This is a genomic window from Sphingobacteriales bacterium, assembly GCA_016706405.1.
GTDB lineage: Bacteria > Bacteroidota > Bacteroidia > Chitinophagales > UBA2359 > BJ6.
On record JADJJT010000003.1, the window covers coordinates 538182 to 558787 of the forward strand.

A 20606-nucleotide genomic window follows, 5' to 3' on the forward strand; every position below is an offset into this window, starting at 1 on the left:
ACACCTATTTAATATGCAAATCTAATTTGCCTTTTACCTGCAAGTCTAATCGCAGCACATTATTATCGAACTGTAAATTGGTGGGTTCAAGGGTTTCGATATGGCTGTTTAGCTGCCCCATATTAAATTGATAGCCATTAATGGCTTCAGAAATACTTTTTTGAGCATTTATCAGGTCGTTTGTAAGGTCGTAGCTAAGACGTTCTTGTATCATATCTAAAAATAGCTTATTAATAAGCCACGATGCCTGTTTTTTTAATAAATTACTTGTTTCGAGGGTATAGTCAAAGTCTTCGAAACGTATGGTTTTGGTGTTTTTATGGTAAACAGGTGTACCCACCACATATATATTTCCCTGCACATACTGGCCACCCAGTCCAATTTTAGCTAATAATTGTTTGCCGTTGCCCATCAATTCAATATCGTTAACAACAACCTGCTTGTTACTGCCCGGCACTACAAAACTCAAGCCTTTAAGCTGGTCTTGTACTAAAGGTTTTATCGAATCGAGCAATACTACCACCGGCATGTTTAAAGAAAATCCGTCATCGTTGTTTAGAACCTGTTTTATAGGTGCCGGAGGGTATCTTTCTATGCTTAGTTGAGGCTTATGGCCAATTGAGGTAACAATTTTTGTTTTTAGCGCGATGCTCATTTTTAAAGCATTGGTGCCATAACTTACCGGAGGGGAATACATCATTTCGGAGGGCTGAAACTGCACCCACACAGGCTTGGGCGATGGGGTAACCAAGACAGTTTTTTTTAACTCATTCCAAAAATTATGCACGGTACTTTCAAGGTCAATATGGTCGCTAATAGCTTGGTCAATGCCGGGCATCATGGTGGGCAAAACCTTGTCGAATACTTTTTGAGTGAGGTTATTTAACGAAATTTCATAACCAAAAACATCAAAACTCAGCCCCTTTGTAACTTCAGATTTAGGCGTTGTTACCGAGCGTAAATTCCAGGTATCATCTATGTAAAAATACATAGATGCGCCAATTTTTGCTTCAATATCTAATTCTTTTCGCGGCGAAGCAAGACCGGATAGTGCCGCTTTTACACCGCCCGCAATCCGGATATTCATTGAAATATTTACTAAATTATCGCTAGTTGATACGCTTATGGGGCCTTGCCTTGTTACATGTATATTGTCGGCGTTAATTTTAGGAAAACTACTGCGCAATTCGTCGTTTGTTAAGGTATATAGTTCTTCGCCAAGTTGTTCGTTAATCATGCGCTCAACCAATTTAAGGTCAAGGGTTATGGGCATGGTAAAAAACGATTCGGGTGCCGACAATTGTTTTTCGAGGGTGGCTTGCACCAGGGCAGGCGAAGGTGGTTCAAGTCGTACAAATTGCTTCTTGACCGAATTTTTGCAAGCGTTAATACTAAAAAGCAGCAAAATAAACAAGCTACACCATACTGTATAGCGTTTATTTATCCGGACAGAAGGTATTTGGCCTATGAAGCGCATCTAAAAAAATAGTATTAAATGGGAAGGTAGCTTTTATACTTATAAAACGGAATCTGAGAGATAGCTAAAATGCCGCAACAGCAAGTCAATGGTTAAACTGCATCAAATAAAACATTAGTTGAATTTGGGGGGTTTACAGTAAGGCGCAGCCCTGTGGTTGTGCCATGAGCCAATTTGCCGCCCGGTTTTTATCTAAATACCGAGATTTGTGGCTGTACCGGGTATCGTTGTGGTAAATAAACAAGCAAGAGCCGTTCTTAATAGTGCTAATTATAGCCTCGTGCTCGTTGGTTGATACGGCTGGGCATCCCCAGCTACGCCCAAGACGGCCATGTTTTTGTATATATTCTTCGCAAACATATTTAGCGGCGTGCATAACTATAGCGCGTTCGCGAGCGTTGTCGTTAATACCTGGTTCCATGCCATTTAAATACAACGAATAGCCGTGTTCGCCCTCGTAAGTGCCGCCGGTTACATAAAAGCCCAAACTACTTTGTAAACTCGATACGGTGTTAGAAAAACTGTTGGCGTAGTTATTTCCGCTATTTTTGCCGTGTGCCACCAACGAATGCCTTATTACCCGATGGTTTTTCATATCGAGCATATACAGACGTCTTTCTGTTGATGGTTTGGTGAAATCAATAAGGGTTAAAATATCCGGATTTTTTAATTGGCCTTGTTGCCTCAAATTTACATATCCGGTAATAGCTTGCCTAAATACAGATTCTTGCAATTGATATTTTTCAAGCTCAAATAATTCATACAAATTATACAAACAGTCGTTAAACTGCATTACCGAAGCAGGCTCGGTACTTAAATTAATTAACGATGCGGTTGATATATTTGCATCTGAGTTTATTATATTATTATGCGCAATTTTTGACTGAATATACGCTCCAACTTGTGCAATTAAAATAAGGGCTAACGCCATAACAATTTGGTGTAACTTTATTTTAAAAGTTTTAGTTGGGGTTTGATACTGCTGCATTGGTTAAACTAATTTGGTTGGGGTTTGATGAAACGAGATAAATAATTGCAAAATATATTTGTTGCTTCAAAACTTGATTACACAAAAATATCATTGCCCAAGTGGGGTATTAGATGATTGGTTACGGCTTTTTGCATTAATGCTTGAACGGCAACTTGGCCATCTTCTCCTAAATTGAGCGTATAATTGTTTACATAAAGGTTTATGTGGTTCTTCATAACTTCGTCGTTCATGGTTTGGGCATATTGGCGCACGTATGGCATGGTTTGGGCGGGGTTGGCAAATGCCCATTGTACACTTTGCCCTACTAACGTATTTACTGCCTGTTTTATTGCTTGTGGTTGGCTTCGTTGTATAGCAATGCCGCCTAACGGAATGGGGTGTTTTGTGGTTGTTTCCCAAAAAGCGCCCAAATCGCAAAGGCATACTAAACCTTTTTGTTGGTAGGTAAATCTATTTTCGTGAATAATTACGCCAACATCTACCTGCCCGCTGGCTACGGCATCTTCAATTTCGCTAAAAAGCATTTCGGTTTTGTTTTTTGCCTCCGGATATGCTATACTGAACAACAAATTAGCCGTAGTGTATTTGCCAGGTATGGCAACCCGCAGGTTATGATAGCCATCTTCAGCAAGATTTATGTGCTTACGTGCCACCAACAAAGGGCCACATCCTTTACCTAAAGCACTGCCCGAATGTAATAGTTGATAATGGTTAGCTACGTGCATATAGGCAAAATATGATAATTTTGTAATAGGTAAAGTTCCGGAAAAAGCCATTTGGTTTAAAGCCTCCACATCGGCCAAAACAGGTTCAAAAGAAAGCCCCATTGTTGGTATTTTTTTATGCACCAAGGCATAAAAAATAAACGTATCGTTAGGACAGGGCGAAAAACCAATTTGCATGGAACTAATTAAGGCGGGGTTACTTATTTAGATAGTTAGTGTGGAGTTCCGTTTAATTTGTAGTTGCCGATTTGCGTTGTGCTACAATTTTGTTCACTAATTCTTGTGTTGATTTTGACGATTTTTTCTCTAATTTAGCTAAGGCAATAGCTTTTTCGGCAGCTACTAATGCTTCGGCTAACCGGCCCGTTTTAAACAATAGTGCCGCATAAGTATCGTTGTTATGATAACCGCTTTTTATAGCTATTGATTGTTCAACCCAAGCGATTGCTTTGTCAATCAGTTTAGGGTCGTCGCTATGTAAATACACTTGCCAAGCTGCATCGTTTAACACGACAGCATCAGTTTCGTTAGAGGTAAGGTTTTTTTGAGCAATTTTGAGGTAACTGTTCCAGTCTTCAACGCCTTTATAAAATTTAAGATTGGCCAGCATAACATAGCGTTTACCTTCTTTGCCCGATTCTTTTTTAAGCAAAGCGGTAATAGTTTCCATTTGTTTGGGGTCTTTAGCTTGTATGGCTTTATCAACAGCTTTAAATGCAGCGCGTTGCAAGGTTGTCGAAACTCTTTCGGCGGTAAAGGCTTTATTGAAGGCTTTGCGGTTGGATTGTATTGCTTTGATGGCTGGCGACTCAATATCGGTGGCCATATTAAATAGTAGTTTTAAATTATCCGGATTTTGGTAATCAGATTTTGATAATCCGGAAATAAATGCTTTCGTTACAGCCTCTGTTTTATCATTAGTTTTTCCCGTTACGCTCAATTCTTTTAAATATTTTTGTAAGAAAGCTATTTCGCGGTTTCCGCTGTCAAATTGCTTTTCGTAGTCGGCCAATATCTCGGTGTTGTTAATACCCTTGCGCGCCTCGTCAATTAGTTGTTCGGGGCTACGTCCACCTACAATAGTATGCAGTACTTCTTGTTTTTGGGGCGACAAAAGCAACATGGTAGGATAGGCTCTGACACCGTATTTGCTAGCAATTTCGGGGCCTTCGCCTTTTTCTGCATCTATTTTATAGTTAATGAAGTATTCGTTAAAAAATCGCCTACATTAGGTTGGGTAAAAACGTCGCGCGCCATCTTTTTACAGGGGCCGCACCAACTGGTAAAAACGTCTATAAAAATAGGTTTGTTTTTTGTGTTCGACTCTTTCAGTACCTCTTCCCATGAACCATGAAAAAATTGAATACCGGCCTCGCTCTGTTCATTTCTTGAAGCTGCGCCCGGTTTCAACTCGGTAATTTGGCTAAAGGCTGGCATAAAGCTAAAAAAGGTTAGTAAAAACAAACTAAATAAAAATTTCATAAAATAAGTCAATTTGTAGGAGTGGGCTTTATGTTTGGTTGAATTAAGTACTGTTTTTTTGTTAATTTACTTGTGGTATCCGGATAAAAAACTAAAATCAAATAAGTGCAATTAATATGCCAAGTCGTTATTTATTATTTTCCTTTTTGGTTCAAATAATCGTGCAAGCAAGCGTATCTTTCAGCCGAATAAGGGTGTGTGCGCACCATTTTTTCAATAGAATCGTAGCGTTCGGTGGTTGCCATGCGTTCAAAAAAGTCTAAGCCTTTGCGGGCATCATAGCCGGCGGCAATAACAAGGTCGGCGCCGGCGCGGTCGGCTTGGTACTCGTCAATTTGGCCAAATGGCGAGGTTAGCGCGTTGGCAATAGCTGCGCCAAAATCACCGTTTTCGGCAAGGTAATATCGGCTGGCAATAATTGTTTGAATTTTGCGGGCAGCATGTTTTTGTTCAACGTGGGCAATTTCATGAGCTATTACAAAGGCCAGCTCGTCTAAAGTGTTGGCGTAGTTAATCATGCGGGTAGTTATATATATACGACCGCCTGCTATTGAAAAAGCGTTTAATGTTTTATCATCTTTTATTATATACAAAGTGTAATTAATACCTTTGCGCTGCTTGTATTGCGCCAAATTTTGAAGAATTTGCTGCAAAACGCCACCTTTAGGGTGCTGAGCAAGCGGTATTAATTGGTAGTCTTTAGTAACAGCCAAGTGCATAGTGTCGCCGCAGGCCATTTCTTCGGCATCTGTTATTGGAAACTGGTCTAAGGCATAATTTTGCCAACCTTTTGCCCAGTCGTACCAACCTTCAATCCATTCATCGGGGTTGCATTGCGCTGTTGTTTTTTGGGGTGTAATCATTAAAACCAAACTGAACAAGCCTAAAATTAGATAGTAATTGGCAGTAAAATTTATAGCCTGTTGATATGTTTTAAGAAAAATAGTTTTTTGAATTGGCATTAATTACAGAAAAAATAGAACTAAATTAAACAAATATGTAGTAAACAAGTGTTAAATCCGGATTAAAAATTAGCCCAATTCATTAAAAAATAAGGCAAAGATACAAATTTCAAAACGAAATCTTACACTGTTTATTTCGACCTTTGCGAAACAGCTTCGTTTAATATAGCAAACAGCTCGGTTTAGAACAAAATTTAAGAAAAAATAACATCCTTAATTTTTTGTTTAAACAGGATTTATAGGATTCTATGATTGCCTTAATTTTTATTTTTTTATCCGGAAATTGTCTTGAACCTTGATTTATAGGATTATGGGGATTTATAGGATTAACCCACCCCTTGCCCCTCCGAGGAGGGGAAAAACTCCCCCTAAATCCCCTCAAAAGTGGGAATTAATAGAGCAGAAACTTAACCCCTCTATCTCCGGATGATTGCGCAAGCGGCTGCTAAACCCCGAAGAGGTGAAATGCTTATAAAACACGGCTTAATGGACAAAAATGATGCTAAAATCGTCTAGAAAGCTTAATATTATTAGCTTTGAGGACAATCAAAGGTTATGAATAAAAAAAGTGCTTTTACTGCGGTAGTTCTGTTACCAAGAAAAATGGGTTAGTAAAAGGTAAACAGCGATATAAATGTGCCTGCTGTAATAAACAATTTTTAGGTGGGCAACGCATCAATAACGAGCAAATATGGGAAGAATACAAAAGTGGTAAACAGACCTATTTGCAGTTAGCTCACAAGTATAATTGTTCTGTTAAAACGATTCAAAGGCGGTTAGACAAGATTAAAATAGTGGCTACGGAAAAAACAGGTAGAGTAGTCGTTGTATTAATGGACACCACCTATTGGGAGCGAGGTTTTGGCTTAATGCTTTTTAAAGATGCCTACACCAAAGAAAACCTTTTGAAATATTATGTGAAGACAGAGACAAATGCGCTGTATATAGAAGGAATTAAGGAGTTAAAAAGGCGAGGTTTTACTATTTCGGCTATTGTTTGTGACGGAAGAAAAGGCTTAATTGCGTCGTTTAAGGGTATTCCTGTTCAAATGTGCCAGTTTCATCAAGCAGCAATAATTCGAAGATATTTGACCCGTAAGCCAAAGCTAAAAGCTGCACAAGAGCTGATGGATGTTGTAGATTTGATGAAGCAAACAGACAAAGAAAGCTTTGTCGGAACATTAGGGCTATGGCTTGAAAAATGGAAAGTGTTTCTAAACGAGAGAACTGTAAATCCGACTACAAACAAATCGTTTTATACGCATAAAAGGCTTAGAAGTGCTTATCGTAGTTTGAAGAATAATTTACCTGGTTGTTTACTTGGCACGATAACAGGGAACTTCAAATACCTAACACAACCAATGCTATTGATGGACATTTCGCAGATTTAAAAAACAAATTAAGAAACCATAATGGCCTATCAATGAAACGGAAAATGAAATTTATAGATGGGTTTTTAAAGGTATAAGGGCTTTCTGAAAATATCAAAGGCTTACAATATACAGTAAGCCTTTGATAAGACATTTTCGTCAAGCATCTGTTTTATCCCTGACAAGTTGCTCCCCAGCAGAGCTTGTTTCCGTTTTTACAGACATGCAAAGAAATAAAATATTCAAGAATAATGTAAAAAAGTGAATAAAAAAACAGCATTAAAAATGTCCACTTGAACCAAGCGTCTAAAAAATAGCATTAAAAATGTCCATTACTCCTAAAACACAAAAAAACCAAATAAAAACTACCCCGAAGGTGGTAGTATTATAATCTTTATTACCCGAACCAAGAAGTTTCGGCAAGTTCAATTCATTGTTTACGGAATTTTAGAAGGGGCAAGATGCTCCTCTACCTAAAAAATTACCACACCACCATTTTAACGCCTTCTATCTCCGGATCGTTTTGAAGGCGGCAGTAATATATTCCGGATATTAGGTTGGCTGTGGTAAACGTGGTGGTTTCCCCTCCTGATGATAAAGGAACGGTTTTAACCAACTGCCCTTGGGTGTTAAAAATTTCAAGGGATTCGCCTTGTTGTATTAAATGGGTATAGTTGGGGTTGAGGGTTATAGTAGCCGTTTGGTGGGCGGGGTTGGTTGTTACTCCCCCTAACGCCTCCGAAGGAGGAACTCCCCCTAACCCCCTCACTGAGGGGGAATCCCCCCCCTCGCCCCCCCACGGGGGGGAATTTATACCAACGGGCCAAATGCCCAGTGGCTGCCCATAAACACTAAGGTCGTTGCAAACCCAGCCATAAAGTACAACATCATAGGTGCCGTATTGGGCGTAGGTATGGATTAGCGTAGGCTCTTTATCGGTAGTGATAGTATCTTTTGAGCCATCGCCCCAATCAACAACATAAAAACCGCCGTCTATACTATCGGGGTAAACATATTGGCTGGTATTTTTGAGCTTTAGGGTTAAGCCCTCGTTTTGGGCAATTTCGTAGCTGGCTTTTGGCTCAGTGAGTAAGCCCATGCAGTTGGTGTGGATAACGCCCATATAATAACCATCTTCATCGCCGCCATTAACAAACCAAACCCAGCCAATAAATAACAAACTACCATCGCTTAACTCATAGATACTTTCCTCTGCCCTCGTACTATATTTGTTATTGCCATCGTACCAAATATGCCTATGCGCTATTTTTTTGCCTGTGCTATCTGTTTTCATCAACACAATACTTTCTTTCGCTTTTGAGTCACCATGACTAATTGCTGCATAAACCATATAACCCGTTTTATTTTTTAAAAGACCCTCACCAAATACGGGAACACAGTTGCTACACAAACTATCTTTATACCAAACCAAATTTAATTCCCGGTCTAATTTTAACCTGCCCGTGTGGTGATTTTCGCTATTGGTAGCGGGGCTATTGGTATGTAAGGTGGTGAAATAAAAATTGCCCTCCTCGTCAATATATGGGTTACTTGCAGCAGCCATCCTGTCGCCATTATGAAAATTAAAAATTGCCGATTTGGCAATATCGCCCGTAGCGGTTTTTATTATTTCAACAAGTATATCGCCTTTATTTAGCCACGAAAGGTTGTGGACATAGTTCGCTCCACCGCTTGCCAATAATAAGCCACCCCCTAAATTGAGCAAGTGAAAATAATTATCGCGGTGGGGGTTTTCAGCTATATAATCGTACAAGGTATCGTAAACAACGCTAAAATTGGTATCAATTTTTGCTATCGAACGCCTGCCACTATCGCCCATAGCATATTTTACCCATGCAGTTTTTGAAAGGTAAATTGCATGCGCTTCATCAATTTCTAAATCGTAACAAACACTAACCAAGTTATTTTTTTTCTCGTCAAAATCTTCAAAAATTAAGGTACTCAACGAATCTAAATTATAGTTAAGTTCTATAACCATGGCTACCTGCCGTATATCCTCATCATTACCAGCGGTAACGCCTAAATAACAGCGCTGCCTCACGGGGTCGCACACTACCGAAGAAACTTGCGTATGCCAATAATCTGATTGTATAATTTTGCTTTTAAGGGTATCGCCTTTTAAGTTTACAATGGCGGCGACTATATAGTTCGGAGATTTTTGTTCTTTTTTAATTGTGGCAGCAGCACAAAAACTGGTATCGGTCATGATATCGGGATAAACAAAGGTGCCAGTTAGTTTGGTCCACGCATATTTTTTGCTAAAATATTTGTTCTGGGCTTCTGCTATATTTGCGTATTGCAGGCTTGCTAATACAACAAGTAAATATATTATAATATTAATTGTTCTCATGGTATAAAGTTGTTTTTAAGCAAAACAACCACAACTGCCAGCTATGCAGTAGTTAATTGTTTAATAGCAACTGTGGTTGTTTTATTGCTATTAATTAATTATTTTAAAATGGTTATTTGTTGGGTATAAATTTTTTGGTTGTCTAAAACAGCTTGTAATAAGTAAATGCCTGCGGGTAAATTGCCCAAAGGTATGGTAGCTGCATTATTGGTAAACAACAGGCTGCTATTAAACAATATTCTGCCTTGCAGGTCGAATAGTTTTAGCTGCACTTTGGTTTGGTTAATAGCGGTATTGGCATAAAACAAGGTTAAACTATTGCCCACCATTTTTGCCGTAAAACCTGTATTTGCAAGTCCTGTTGTTTTGCCGGTTTGCTGGCTTCCATCGCCTTGTTTGGGTTGCAAAATTTCAGGCAAATTGGGGTAGGGCAATAAATAATGCCGGTTCGTTGCCAAACTATACCATGCTTGGGCATAAAACGAAGTGGATTGGTCGTAACGCGCTATTTTAATTAGCGTATCTAATTCCTCTTCCGTTAAATCGTTTAAATATCTGCCCGATTGATATACAGTTATTGCTATTTTATAAAACTCAACTAAATAGGTATCATCGCTGCTAATGGGTTTAAATGCCGACAAGGTTTCAGTTGCTTTTTCGTATTGTTTTGTTTGTAAATACCAGGGCAGCAGTACGCGCACCGAAAGGCTGTTGGGCTGTGCTTCAAGTTCTTTTAGTTCGCTGTCATCGGCATTTTGTTGGTAAATCCAGGCTGCATGGGCTATTTGGTTAATAAGGCTGTCGTTGCTTTCTGGAGGGGCTATCTCTGAGTTTAATTCGCAGGTAATATCTCCGGGACAAAAATATTGCGTAAGCGCTGCTAAAGTGGGAAAGGCAATATAAGAGTCACCTGAACAGCCATCTTCCGGATCTATCCACAGGATATCGTTAATAGTTGGGGTAATTTCCGGATAATGATTGTCGTAGGCATAGGCATAACTAATACTCGCAACATCGGTATATAAATCCCAAAGTTGTGGCTGGTTGGGGTGCGAAAAATAGTTCATCGGGTAATCAAAAAAAGGAGAAATACAATCCCCTTGGTCGCTAAAAGCCCCTGTGGAATTTTGGTCTAAAAAAGTGCCAATGGCTATATTGTGGTCGCTAAAAGCATTGCAGCGCACATTAATAGGGGTGTTATTGCCAATGCCATAAACACCTATCCAGTTGTCTTTAAAATAGTTTTTGCGAATAGTAGTATTAAAATTGTGGTTATTGTAGGCAATAACCCCTTCGTCGGTATTTAAATAGTCGTTGTGTTCAACAATGCTAAAATGTGTACCTCGTATAAGCGAACCCATAACAGTTTGTCCGGTAAAATTAAGGTTTACGGCATTGCAGGCTACCTGTGCATTGCGCGAGCCTATTAGTTCGGTTGCATACCGGCAGCCGTCAAAATTATTGTGTTTAATTACGATATTGTCGAAAAGCCAAATTAATGGCAGACTTTGGTAATATACCCCCGAATAGCAATTTGTAAAAAGGTTTTGTTTAATGCTAATATTGTTCGATATGTGCCCCTTTATTCCAAATTTAATAGCAGTAAAAGTATTTTTGTCGTAAATACTAATATTACTTGCCTCTCCGATAACCAAGTTTTTGTATTCGGTAAAATAAACGCCTGCTTCGGTAGTAGTTACCGGGGGTTGGTGGTTGCCAAAGGGCTTTGGGAGTGGAGCGGTTGCTGTAAACAGGGTTGCTTCAATGGAGGTGTAATCATTTGCCTTGCCCAGCGGTGGCAGGTTGTCGTATTTATACAAGCCAATGCCATAGAAGCATTTATTTAAGTTTAGCCCTAACGAAGTTTTAATAACACCACCTTCAAAATTATTGCTGTTAGGCGTAATATAGTTGGGCAACGAAAAAACGGGGGTGTCATCAAAAGGGTAAATATCGTTGCGCACCGCATCATGAAATCCGGTATATATATCAATACCATAGGGGTAAACAGGTTCGCAAACTTGCTCACCAATGGCAGCTATACCTATTACGGCATCTTCTATTAGTGCTTTTCCTGTATTTGTAAAGGTGGCGTAATTGGGCCAAATGCCGTCTCCGTCATTATAGTCGTCATAAGTTCTGGCGACATTGCTACCGGGACCCAAAATACGAACACCCTGCCATACTTTTTGGCATAATCCGTGTAAATACGCGGGCGTACCATTAGAGTCGCCTAAAACCAAACGTCCTCCTTGCTTTACAACAAGGTTGCAATGCGGGGCAAAACCTATATCTAGGCCATATATTTCGAGTTTTGCGCCTTGTTCAACTACAATTGGCACTTTAATATTAATGGGGTCGCCGGGGTTTACCCAGCCTTGCCAAACAAAATAATTATTGTTTGGTGTCCAAATTTGGTCGCCATTTATAACAAGCGGCGAGCATGGGCCTGCCAAACCCAAGGGCACCCAATTTATATTGTCAAGGCAGTCATTTAGGGGTTCTTGCCCCCGCACCGCCATATTACTAAGTATAAATAGTAGCGCCATAATTATTACCTTTGTTGGTTTAAAAATATTATAGCTGTTGGGCTGTTGGGCTGTTGGGCTGTTGGGCTGTTGGGCTGTTGGGCTGTTGGGCTGTTGGGCTGTTGGGCTGTTGTAGGTATAATGCCTACAAAATTAAGAAAAAAATGTTTCATTTAAAATGTTTTTTTTGAAGTTAAAAAATGGGTTTGATTTGTGGTTTTTTATTCCGGATATTGTCTGAAACAGGGATTTATAGGATTAACGGATTAGCAAGATTTCGCAACTTCCCCCCCTTGGAGTGCAGGGGTGGGTTATTTCCTTGGAGGGGCGCAGAAGTGGGTTAATCTTCCGGATGAGGGGGATAGGGATAAATACAAGGCGGTGAGCTACGGGCTTAGTATTTACCCCTGCCCTTGCTTAAAGCGCGGAGGGTGCCGGTGCGGAGGGTGGCAAAGCAAAAAATCATAGCAAACGGCGGTTATATGGTTAAATACAGCGGCAATTTACGGCATTTATTTTAAGTTGTATATGTTTGGGCAAAAAATTTCTGAACCATAATTTTTCTTTTGCTTCCGTAAATTGTCAGAATCAGGATTTATACTATTAGCTAGACGGGCGGGGAATTATTCATAAAATATTGCAGTTAGGGCCGCTTGTTCGGCGGTTGAAAGCGTTTGGTTGCGCCTTGCCATTACACGGTTAATGTCGCGCAGGGCTTTGGGCAGTTGGTAGGCTTCGAGGTTTTTGTCAGCGTCCACCCAGCTAAAAGCCGGAACATATTTGTTTGGAAAGCCTCCGCCAAACACATTACAGCAAACGCCTACAACGGTTCCGGTATTAAACATGGTATTAATGCCGGCCTTGCTATGGTCGGCCATAATTAAGCCACAAAATTGTAATCCGGTATCTATAAATGCTTGCTCAACCATGCTCCAGGCAGTTACTAAACTGTAGTTATTTTTAAGGTTCGAGCAGTTGGTATCGGCACCTAAATTGCACCACGCCCCAATTACCGAGTTGCCAATAAACCCGTCGTGGGCTTTGTTGCTATAACCCCAAAAAACGCTGTTGCTTACTTCGCCACCTATTTTGCAATAAGGGCCAATGGTAGTATTTGAGTAAATTTTTGCCCCCATTTTAACCGTAGCACCTTCGCAAAGGGCAAACGGCCCTCTTATAGTGCTGCCCTCCATTATTTCGGCATTTGGGCCTATATAAATTGGGCCTTCGGTGGCATTTAAAAAAGCACCCTGAATTTTAGCACCGGGTGCTATAAAAATATTATTATTAGGGTTTAGTGCCTGGCTAAACGCGCCGAGTGGCTGGCTTTGTTTATTTTTAGTTAAAAGGGCAAAATCGTTTTCAATTTCGGTGCCGTTAAGGGTAAAAATGTCCCAAGGGCGGGTTAGCATTTTGTAGTTGGGCAACAAAACAACATTATCTTTAATAGCTGTATGTGTCGGTGGATGCTGCACAGAGGCGGGGGTACAAGCAGCTACAATTTTATGTGTTTGAGGGTGCAAGGCTATGTAGTTTGGTGGAATTTGGCAAATAGAATCGACCAGTTTGGCATTTGGAATTATGGCACTATTTACCCAAATTTTAAAAGCTGATTTTTCTTCCGGATATTCATTTGGATACAATGCTTGTAAATAAGGTTGGGTGTAAATTTCAACTGGTAATCCGGAGTAAGCCGCCCATTTTTCGGCCAAAGTTAAAATGCCCACGCGCAAAGTTGCCGCACTGCGGGTATGTGTTAAAGGCAATAGCTGTTGCCATTCTACATCATCAAAAAGTATAATTTGTATCTTTGCCATGACTTAGAGACTGTCTAAAAATTAAAAATTGGCATGCCAGTCCTAAAAATTGATAGGAAAAAAGTTATTAAAAGAGATGTGAATAAAAGACTATCAGTTTGACGTTTAAATAATAATTCATAGCTTTATGAAAATCAAACACATAAAGTAAAATGAAAACCTACCCAAGCAGTCTCACCGATAGTCAATGGAGTGCAATATTAGGCATTTTAGACGACAAACGGAAACGAAAACACAGTTTAAGAGAAATTTTTAATGCGCTGTTCTATTTGCTTAAAACTGGCTGTCAATGGCGCATGCTGCCGTTCCATTTTCCGTCATGGAAGCTTGTTTACTACTATTTTACCAAGTGGAAGAAGGATGGGACGATAGAACTCATCCATGAAATACTCAGGGATAAGACTCGAAAGCAAGCAGGCAGGGCTTCATCGCCAAGTGTTGGTATAATTGATAGCCAGAGCGTAAAGACAACAAGCGTCGGAGGCTTGTGCAGAGGGATTGACGGGGGTAAAAAAGTTAAAGGCAGAAAGCGGCATATTATTGTAGATACAATGGGACTACTTTTAGCGGTTGTGGTTCATGCGGCAAATGAGCATGACAGTAAATCAGCCCCAATGGTTATAGCTGACCTCAGAGGCAGGTTTTGCAGATTGGTAAAGATAGTAGCTGATGGCGGGTATAGAGGCGAGTTAATTGAAAATACCCGCAAAACGTTTGGGTGGGTGGTTGAGGTTGTAAGTAGATCGAATACAGCCTCGAAATTCGAAGTATTGCCAAAAGATGGATTGTTGAAAGAACTTTTGCATGGCTCGAAAGCTATCGAAGATTGAGTAAAGACTTTGAGTTCCAAACCGAAACGAGCCAGACAATGATCCAACTTGCCATGATAAAATTGATGCTTAATAGAATTAGAAAATAAAATTTAGACAGGCTCTTAGTTTACCATACTGAGTTTACTCATAATGAGATCGTTAATTAATGCGTGCAATATAAAAATATTTTAGATTAGAAATGTGATGGGTTGTAAAATAAAAAAACCATCCGGATAAAATTATATCCGGATGGTTTATTCTATATCGCATTATACTTCAACTTTTTCAATGCGTTTAATGCACACAAATGTAAATTTCTATTTACCCATTACAATTTCAACCCGGCGATTTTTGGCTTTGCCTTCGGGGGTTTCGTTGGGGGCAATGGGTTTGGTGCTACCATGTGCAGTAATATTTATGCGGCCTTCGGGAAAGTTTGAAGGCGATTTTTTTTCGAGCCATTCTTTAACGGCAAAGGCGCGGCGCTCTGATAGTTTCATGTTTTCGTTAAAATCGCCGGCATTATCGGTATGGCCGTTTACTTCAATTTTTAGGTTGCCGGCAATTACTAAATCGTTAAACAGTTGGTCAAGGGTTTGTTGTGCGGCGGGGGTAAAGGTGCTTTTGCCCGATTCAAAGGCAATAGACCAGTTCTTTTTACTAATTGTTTCGCGGATGGTATTGTCGGGGCTAAATTCGGGTTTGTCGGGGCTTGCTATATTGCTGCCGGCGCGTTTTGCCACTGCCTCTAAAAAAGTGGTATTAATTACATCATCGGCGGCGGGGTAGGTGGGCACTAATTGGGGGTAAAGTTTTTTTACAATATCGCCAAAAGTGGTGTAAACAATTTTTACAATGTTTACGCTTCCGGGGTTAAGGCCAAATATTTCCATATTATCGGCCAAATTGTTTGCTCTTGAGCCACCAAGTTCAACTTTTAATCCTTGTTTGTCGGTTTCAATTACGCCTTTGTAGTATTTTTCCCAGTAGTCGGCATTTTCTTCGTTGAAAACTTTAGCGGCAATTTCGGCGGCACGGCGCAAGGCCGGTGCGTAAGTTTTAACCTGGTCGCCTCCGGCGGCAACACTTTCTATAAGTTTTTCGACAGTTGGGCGGTTGTCGTCCAACCATTTTTTAATACCTATCATTACACAAGGCATTTGGCTATTATACTCTTTGGTTGAAACAATAGATATTAGGCCTCCTTTTTTTTGAGCCACCATTACGTCTCCCGGAGTCCAGGTGGTAACGCCGGCTACATTCACTTTTACTTTTTTTCCGGTTTTTACACCTTTTTTTACCTCATCGCGTTCTTCGGAATAGCCGTTAATATATTTTTCAGAAGCATCTATGTAGGTATTTGCTGCTATAAAATTCATAGCATCGGGGTCGTAAGTAGTTTCATCGGTATTAACCGGAATGCCATTGTCTGAGCACCATTTTACAACAATATTCCAGTCGCCGTCACGCAATACAGCGGTAACTACGCCGCCTTTGGCAGTTTGTGGATTATCTTTCCAGGCAGGTGGCCCCATAAATTTATCTTCACCTAACGAGCGTCCGGCGGTATAAATTATTTGAGCACGGTAATCTTTACCTAATTTTTCGAGTTGGGGATTTACTCCGGCTAAAAAAGCGGCAGCCCCATCGCCCATAATATTTACAAAATGGGTGCCATCTGTAGTTTTGGGATTATTTTTATAGGACTCGGCAAATTTAATTAACGAGGCCTGCATTTGCGACACATCGTCTTGGCGTGTTATGTTTAAGTTTACGCCGTTTTTGGCCATAATACTGCCCTCGGTAGGTTTGGCACCGCCATTGGCAAAAAGCAATCCCAATTGCGAGTTCCAAGCCCAAATTAATATGTTTACCGGCGGCGAACTTAATTTAGCTAATTTTTCTTGCGGAGCATTTACAGGCTCAACGGTTGAATTGGCATTTTTGGGTGCATCGGGCAATTCAACTTTTTCAATTACCGTTGATGGGGCAACTTCTTTAGGTTTTATCCATCCTAAATTTTGTGCCGTTTTATAGGCACCAAATAACAAGCCACAAATAAGCAAAACAATGCTAAATTTGCCAAATGCAGTTAAGCGAAGTATCATATAAATTTAATTAAGTTGATGTAAAAAAATATAACCATGTAGCTATTAATATCAGCATAGCAATGCAAAAATGAAGAAAAAAGTTTCTTTAGAAACAGAAAGCCAAAAATACTTAAAAATTTTATTTCTTAATTGCAAGATGTATGGCGAGTGTGTAATCAGTAGTAAATTCTCCGGATATTAGATATTAGAAGCGTTTGGGGCAACCTTGAACAATGGTGGGTTTTGGTTTAATAAATGGTATTTTTAAGCCAAAATACACTTCGGTAGTGTGCACCTCTTTTTGCCATAAAGACGAAAGTACATTTTTTGAGCCAATAATAAATGGGCCTAACCGCGCCATACCGCCTAAACTAACATCGCCAAACTCGTTAATAGTTAAAGGCAAGGCGTAGTTGGTGCTAAAACTGTTAAAACCAACAGTAAGCGTATAACTTGACGGTGCAGAAACGTGTATATCGGCATTTGGATTTGTATTTTTAAGGTATTGGTAAGCCAATAAACTAACATAAAAATTATGATACCCCCCACCTTCATAAACGCCGTTTTTCCATAAAAAAGCGGTAAAATTAAAACTAAGCGCCGTAGGCATTTGAGCTATTACCTCGCTCACCGAAGGTGTATTGGTTGTATTTTTTTCAAGTGATTCGTCAAATTCGGCTACCGAGCCGTAATTATTACCTACATTAAAACTATTATCAACTTTTACCTGCCCGCTTGGTGCTAATTTTTTATATTTAATTGAGCCAATGTCCATAACAGATATACCAAATACAACATTATTATAAAACGAATATTTAATGCCCAAATCTAAACCAAAACCACTTCCCTGAAATTTGAATTTGCCCATTTTCATAGTAGGTGTATGGGCATATAAGGCAGTTGCATCTGTTATGGTTACATTATTGGTATCGGCGTTGGTGGTGCTATAATCTAATGAGCTTATATCGGCGGCAAGTGCTGCCAAACCGCCCAAATATTTTACCCGTGCGGCGTATTTAATTCGGTGGCCACCATTAAAATAGCTCAAACGCCCATAAGTACCGCCAAACTCTGTCCAGCTTGCAAAATTGACTTTCAGGTCGGTAGCATTGCCGGTGGTTGGTTGTTTTGCCAGTGTGTCGGCGGCGTTAAAGCTTTGGCCTAAATTGGCGGGTATATTATTTACCAACATGGCACTGCGCGCTTGCGTTGTAACGGCAAAAGCACTAAAGCGGTCAATATCAAATAAAACCGATGGGCCTACATAGCGGGCATGCTCGTAAATATCGGTACGAGGTGCGTTGTTGGTATTAAAATCAACGGGGGCAAATTTTGGTAATTTCCACTTGGTAGGGATGGTAGGATGTTTGCCTAAATAATTATTATATTGATTAATACTAAAAGCAGCAGGACAAATATCTAATTTATAAATAGTACCAACAACGTTTGCCGGATTAACTTCGAGGCTATTAACACCCGCATAGGCATTGGTGGTAAAGCCAGTAAAATCTTGGCTAAACGCCGACAGTGTAAACAGCAATGTAAAAGCAAAAAGTAAAAGTATTTTGTTCATAAAAACGGGTTAAAACTGGGATTTTTTTTAGTTAAACAGGGTAAACGTGTAAAGTGGGTGTTATAGTTGCGTTCACTAAACAAGTTAAAAATTTATGCTGAAATAATATCTTACTGTTTAAGTACAAAGGTATAAAAAAATGGCAGTAAGCTCAAAAATGTTACTAAAAATTAGGCGAAGCCTTTATTCAATTTGGTGATAGCACTAAGATATATTTACAAAGTTCGTTTTATCATAGCATAAAAATCCGGATAGTTTTTTAAGGACAAAATAAAACATCCGGATTAAGCATGTAAGATGGAATTTTGACCTTTAATTTCAAGAGTTTATTTTTTCTCAAAAACCAATACCAATTTATTAAAATCGGCGGCGGCATTTATCACGGCTCTAAAAGCTTCGTAATCTTTTGCGGGCATACTTATTTTATCGTAAAATTCGTTGGCGGTAACAGTTAATTTATTGCCTTCAAGTTTGTAGTCCGAAATAAAACGGTTAATTTTTTGGCCTTTTTCGTCTTGGTAAATATCTATTTTAAGGTCGTCTAAGCCTTTCACTACATAGCCTTGTGGTATTTCAATGGTAATTATGCGCTTATAATCAACGGGGTACTGCATGTCAATAGGGTTTTGGCGTTCATGCTCTTGGTACAGCTCGGTTTGAGGGCCAATTATATTGCCAATTTTAAACAAAAAGTTGTTTCCGGCTTTTTCAATCAGGTCGGTAGCATCAAACTCGCCCGATACCGTAAAAGGTAAATCTGGCTTTGCGTTGTCGGCAAATTGGTAGTTTTTTACTTGTGTATTGCGCAGGTTTTGCGATTTCATGCCCGAGGTCAAAATTTCTTTCATCAACTCCTCTTTTTCGGGTTGCATTTGATAAATAACGCGGTACTCCATGGCACGGTATCCGGTAAAACTATGGATAATATTTGCCTTGGGGTTCATGTTTGCATCAAAATTAATTTTCGCATCAATAGTATTGTTAGTAGCTGCTGCCTTTGGCATAGGTATTTCCATTACTTGCCCCTTATGTGTTTTTGGGTCAATATACAACCCAAATTGGCCAGCTAAATGATACGGCGCAATACCCGCCCTAAAATGCACTAAAGAAGGTATAATAAACTGTTTCGTCTCCGGAAAAAACAATAATATTTCGGTAAAATTGCCCCAATTATCAAAGTTTTTATCAAAACGATATTCGGTTCTATTGCTGGTAAGTACTATATTGTGGGTAATATTGGCCTCCGATAGCAAAGCTACCATTAATACCGTCATGCCTATTTCGCTGGTTGTTTTTTTATCGAGCATGTTTTCAATGCGCGCAAACTCGGGGCCGGCGGCATCAGTAACCACAAAATTATCTTTCAAATAATTTTCAATAGCCGATATTTTTTGCGCAACAGATAATTTCTTTAATTTTAAAGGCTTTAAAGTTTTGCTAATTTCTTTCCGGATTTCTTTTTTCGATAGCTGTTGATAAAAAATTTGGCTGTAAAATGTAGCAGCTTCTTCCCAAGAGTACATTCTGTTCGGTAGCGAATGGTTGCGGTCGTAGGCTAGTTTATAATCTATGCGCGCTAAGTTGGCGCGCAAATTTGAATAGGTTTCTTCATATAAGGCGGGCAAATTATGTACGGAGCAGGATAGGATATTTTTATCTCCGGATGTTTTAAGCATTGATTTCGGAAAACCATTGTAGCCAACTGCTTCAAACTCAAGCGATTTTGGGCTTATAATTTCAAAATAGGCATCGCGCACGGCTACATCGCTCTGAAAAACTTCGCGCCCAAATACATCATCGTCTATTTTAAGTATTGAGTATAAGTATTCAACTTGGCCACCAATTTCGACTCCTTCAATGGCAAACAATTTTATATTCGAGTAGCCTTTAACATTGTCTAAGTTTTTAATGGCAGTTTTATCTAAATTTATAATTTTATTGCCATCGGCGCTAATGGCACGGGCTTGAACATTAACAATTTCGGCATCGTTTGCTAATGGAATATATACTTTATTAAATTGTTCAACAGCTTTGTCGTCGTTAATGCGTATAATTTTGTGCTCGGTTAGCAAATGTAGATATCCGGCGCTTTGTGGGTCATCGGGCGAAGCTTGATATTGGTGCAAACGGCGGTCTGTTATTACTACTGCCGACAATTTGGCCTCTTCGGGGCTTAATGTTTCCAACTTAGGTATGGTATCCCATTGAGGCAACTCAAAGCCCAAAACAGTGAGCAGCATATTTAAGTCAGGTTCGGCATCTTGCGCTTTTAACTGCGGTTCAAAACCAAAAAATAGTATAGTTGCACAAACAGCAAGGGCAAGTTTAGCTAACACAAAATGAGAAAAGGTAGTTAGTTGATTTTTCATTTTTTATTTATATAATGATTGGATGTTTTGCTTCGCAAT

Annotated in this window: 13 protein-coding genes and 2 pseudogenes; 2 read left to right on the top strand and 13 right to left on the bottom strand. The window is 39.6% G+C overall.

Going from position 1 to position 20606, the window contains the following annotated elements:
* Window positions 1-4: 4 nt before the first annotated feature.
* The 6 genes from IPI59_14030 to IPI59_14055 all read right to left on the bottom strand — a co-directional run bounded on the left by IPI59_14030 (window position 5) and on the right by IPI59_14055 (window position 5637).
* Window positions 5-1477 carry a DUF4403 family protein gene (locus tag IPI59_14030; GenBank protein MBK7528633.1) on the bottom strand — a complete coding sequence of 491 codons (1473 nt, stop codon included), beginning with the start codon at window positions 1475-1477 and terminating at the stop codon, window positions 5-7.
* Between the two features lie 133 nt (window positions 1478-1610).
* Window positions 1611-2270: a murein L,D-transpeptidase catalytic domain family protein gene (locus tag IPI59_14035; GenBank protein ID MBK7528634.1), complete on the bottom strand. Its 660-nt coding sequence runs from the start codon at window positions 2268-2270 to the stop codon at window positions 1611-1613.
* Window positions 2271-2542: 272 nt separating this feature from the next.
* Window positions 2543-3370 carry a 1,4-dihydroxy-6-naphthoate synthase gene (locus tag IPI59_14040; protein MBK7528635.1) on the bottom strand — a complete coding sequence of 276 codons (828 nt, stop codon included), beginning with the start codon at window positions 3368-3370 and terminating at the stop codon, window positions 2543-2545.
* 52 nt (window positions 3371-3422) lie between these two features.
* Complete coding sequence (locus IPI59_14045; protein ID MBK7528636.1) at window positions 3423-4316, bottom strand: hypothetical protein; 894 nt, start codon at window positions 4314-4316, stop codon at window positions 3423-3425.
* 62 nt (window positions 4317-4378) lie between these two features.
* Window positions 4379-4675 carry a thioredoxin family protein gene (locus IPI59_14050; protein MBK7528637.1) on the bottom strand — a complete coding sequence of 99 codons (297 nt, stop codon included), beginning with the start codon at window positions 4673-4675 and terminating at the stop codon, window positions 4379-4381.
* Window positions 4676-4809: 134 nt separating this feature from the next.
* A complete protein-coding gene (locus tag IPI59_14055) occupies window positions 4810-5637 on the bottom strand; it encodes a M48 family metallopeptidase (GenBank protein MBK7528638.1) in 828 nt (275 codons plus the stop codon).
* Window positions 5638-6311: 674 nt separating this feature from the next.
* Between IPI59_14055 and IPI59_14060 the strand changes: the two are divergent.
* A pseudogene (locus IPI59_14060) lies at window positions 6312-7105 on the top strand (transposase).
* 383 nt (window positions 7106-7488) lie between these two features.
* On the opposite strand, the gene IPI59_14065 reads toward IPI59_14060, so the two are convergent.
* From IPI59_14065 to IPI59_14080, 4 genes are all read right to left on the bottom strand, one after another.
* Window positions 7489-9378 (bottom strand): T9SS type A sorting domain-containing protein, encoded by a 1890-nt coding sequence (locus IPI59_14065; GenBank protein ID MBK7528639.1) that lies wholly within the window; start codon window positions 9376-9378, stop codon window positions 7489-7491.
* A gap of 98 nt (window positions 9379-9476) precedes the next feature.
* The gene (locus IPI59_14070; protein MBK7528640.1) at window positions 9477-11927 is read right to left on the bottom strand and encodes a T9SS type A sorting domain-containing protein; all 2451 of its coding nucleotides are present in this window, start codon (window positions 11925-11927) and stop codon (window positions 9477-9479) included.
* A 5-nt stretch (window positions 11928-11932) separates the two neighbouring features.
* Complete coding sequence (locus tag IPI59_14075) at window positions 11933-12079, bottom strand: hypothetical protein (GenBank protein ID MBK7528641.1); 147 nt, start codon at window positions 12077-12079, stop codon at window positions 11933-11935.
* Window positions 12080-12529: 450 nt separating this feature from the next.
* The gene (locus IPI59_14080; protein MBK7528642.1) at window positions 12530-13723 is read right to left on the bottom strand and encodes a GlmU family protein; all 1194 of its coding nucleotides are present in this window, start codon (window positions 13721-13723) and stop codon (window positions 12530-12532) included.
* A gap of 152 nt (window positions 13724-13875) precedes the next feature.
* On the opposite strand from IPI59_14080, the pseudogene IPI59_14085 reads away from it, so the two are divergent.
* Window positions 13876-14642, top strand: a pseudogene (locus IPI59_14085) (IS5 family transposase).
* A gap of 210 nt (window positions 14643-14852) precedes the next feature.
* On the opposite strand, the gene IPI59_14090 reads toward IPI59_14085, so the two are convergent.
* From IPI59_14090 to IPI59_14100, 3 genes are all read right to left on the bottom strand, one after another.
* On the bottom strand, window positions 14853-16643 hold the full coding sequence (locus IPI59_14090; protein ID MBK7528643.1) for an OmpA family protein: 1791 nt from the start codon (window positions 16641-16643) through the stop codon (window positions 14853-14855).
* A gap of 187 nt (window positions 16644-16830) precedes the next feature.
* Window positions 16831-18198, bottom strand: coding sequence for a hypothetical protein (locus IPI59_14095; GenBank protein ID MBK7528644.1), 1368 nt, complete (start codon window positions 18196-18198; stop codon window positions 16831-16833).
* A gap of 326 nt (window positions 18199-18524) precedes the next feature.
* A complete protein-coding gene (locus IPI59_14100) occupies window positions 18525-20567 on the bottom strand; it encodes a DUF3857 domain-containing protein (GenBank protein ID MBK7528645.1) in 2043 nt (680 codons plus the stop codon).
* Between the last annotated feature and the right edge of the window lie 39 nt (window positions 20568-20606).

Bases quoted from the DNA above. Each gene is read 5' to 3' on its own strand.
- IPI59_14030 (MBK7528633.1), bottom strand. From the start codon at position 1,477: ATGCGCTTCATAGGCCAAATACCTTCTGTCCGGATAAATAAACGCTAT.
- IPI59_14035 (MBK7528634.1), bottom strand. From the start codon at position 2,270: ATGCAGTTTAACGACTGTTTGTATAATTTGTATGAATTATTTGAGCTT.
- IPI59_14040 (MBK7528635.1), bottom strand. From the start codon at position 3,370: ATGCAAATTGGTTTTTCGCCCTGTCCTAACGATACGTTTATTTTTTAT.
- IPI59_14045 (MBK7528636.1), bottom strand. From the start codon at position 4,316: ATGTTGCTTTTGTCGCCCCAAAAACAAGAAGTACTGCATACTATTGTA.
- IPI59_14050 (MBK7528637.1), bottom strand. From the start codon at position 4,675: ATGAAATTTTTATTTAGTTTGTTTTTACTAACCTTTTTTAGCTTTATG.
- IPI59_14055 (MBK7528638.1), bottom strand. From the start codon at position 5,637: ATGCCAATTCAAAAAACTATTTTTCTTAAAACATATCAACAGGCTATA.
- IPI59_14065 (MBK7528639.1), bottom strand. From the start codon at position 9,378: ATGAGAACAATTAATATTATAATATATTTACTTGTTGTATTAGCAAGC.
- IPI59_14070 (MBK7528640.1), bottom strand. From the start codon at position 11,927: ATGGCGCTACTATTTATACTTAGTAATATGGCGGTGCGGGGGCAAGAA.
- IPI59_14075 (MBK7528641.1), bottom strand. From the start codon at position 12,079: ATGAAACATTTTTTTCTTAATTTTGTAGGCATTATACCTACAACAGCC.
- IPI59_14080 (MBK7528642.1), bottom strand. From the start codon at position 13,723: ATGGCAAAGATACAAATTATACTTTTTGATGATGTAGAATGGCAACAG.
- IPI59_14090 (MBK7528643.1), bottom strand. From the start codon at position 16,643: ATGATACTTCGCTTAACTGCATTTGGCAAATTTAGCATTGTTTTGCTT.
- IPI59_14095 (MBK7528644.1), bottom strand. From the start codon at position 18,198: ATGAACAAAATACTTTTACTTTTTGCTTTTACATTGCTGTTTACACTG.
- IPI59_14100 (MBK7528645.1), bottom strand. From the start codon at position 20,567: ATGAAAAATCAACTAACTACCTTTTCTCATTTTGTGTTAGCTAAACTT.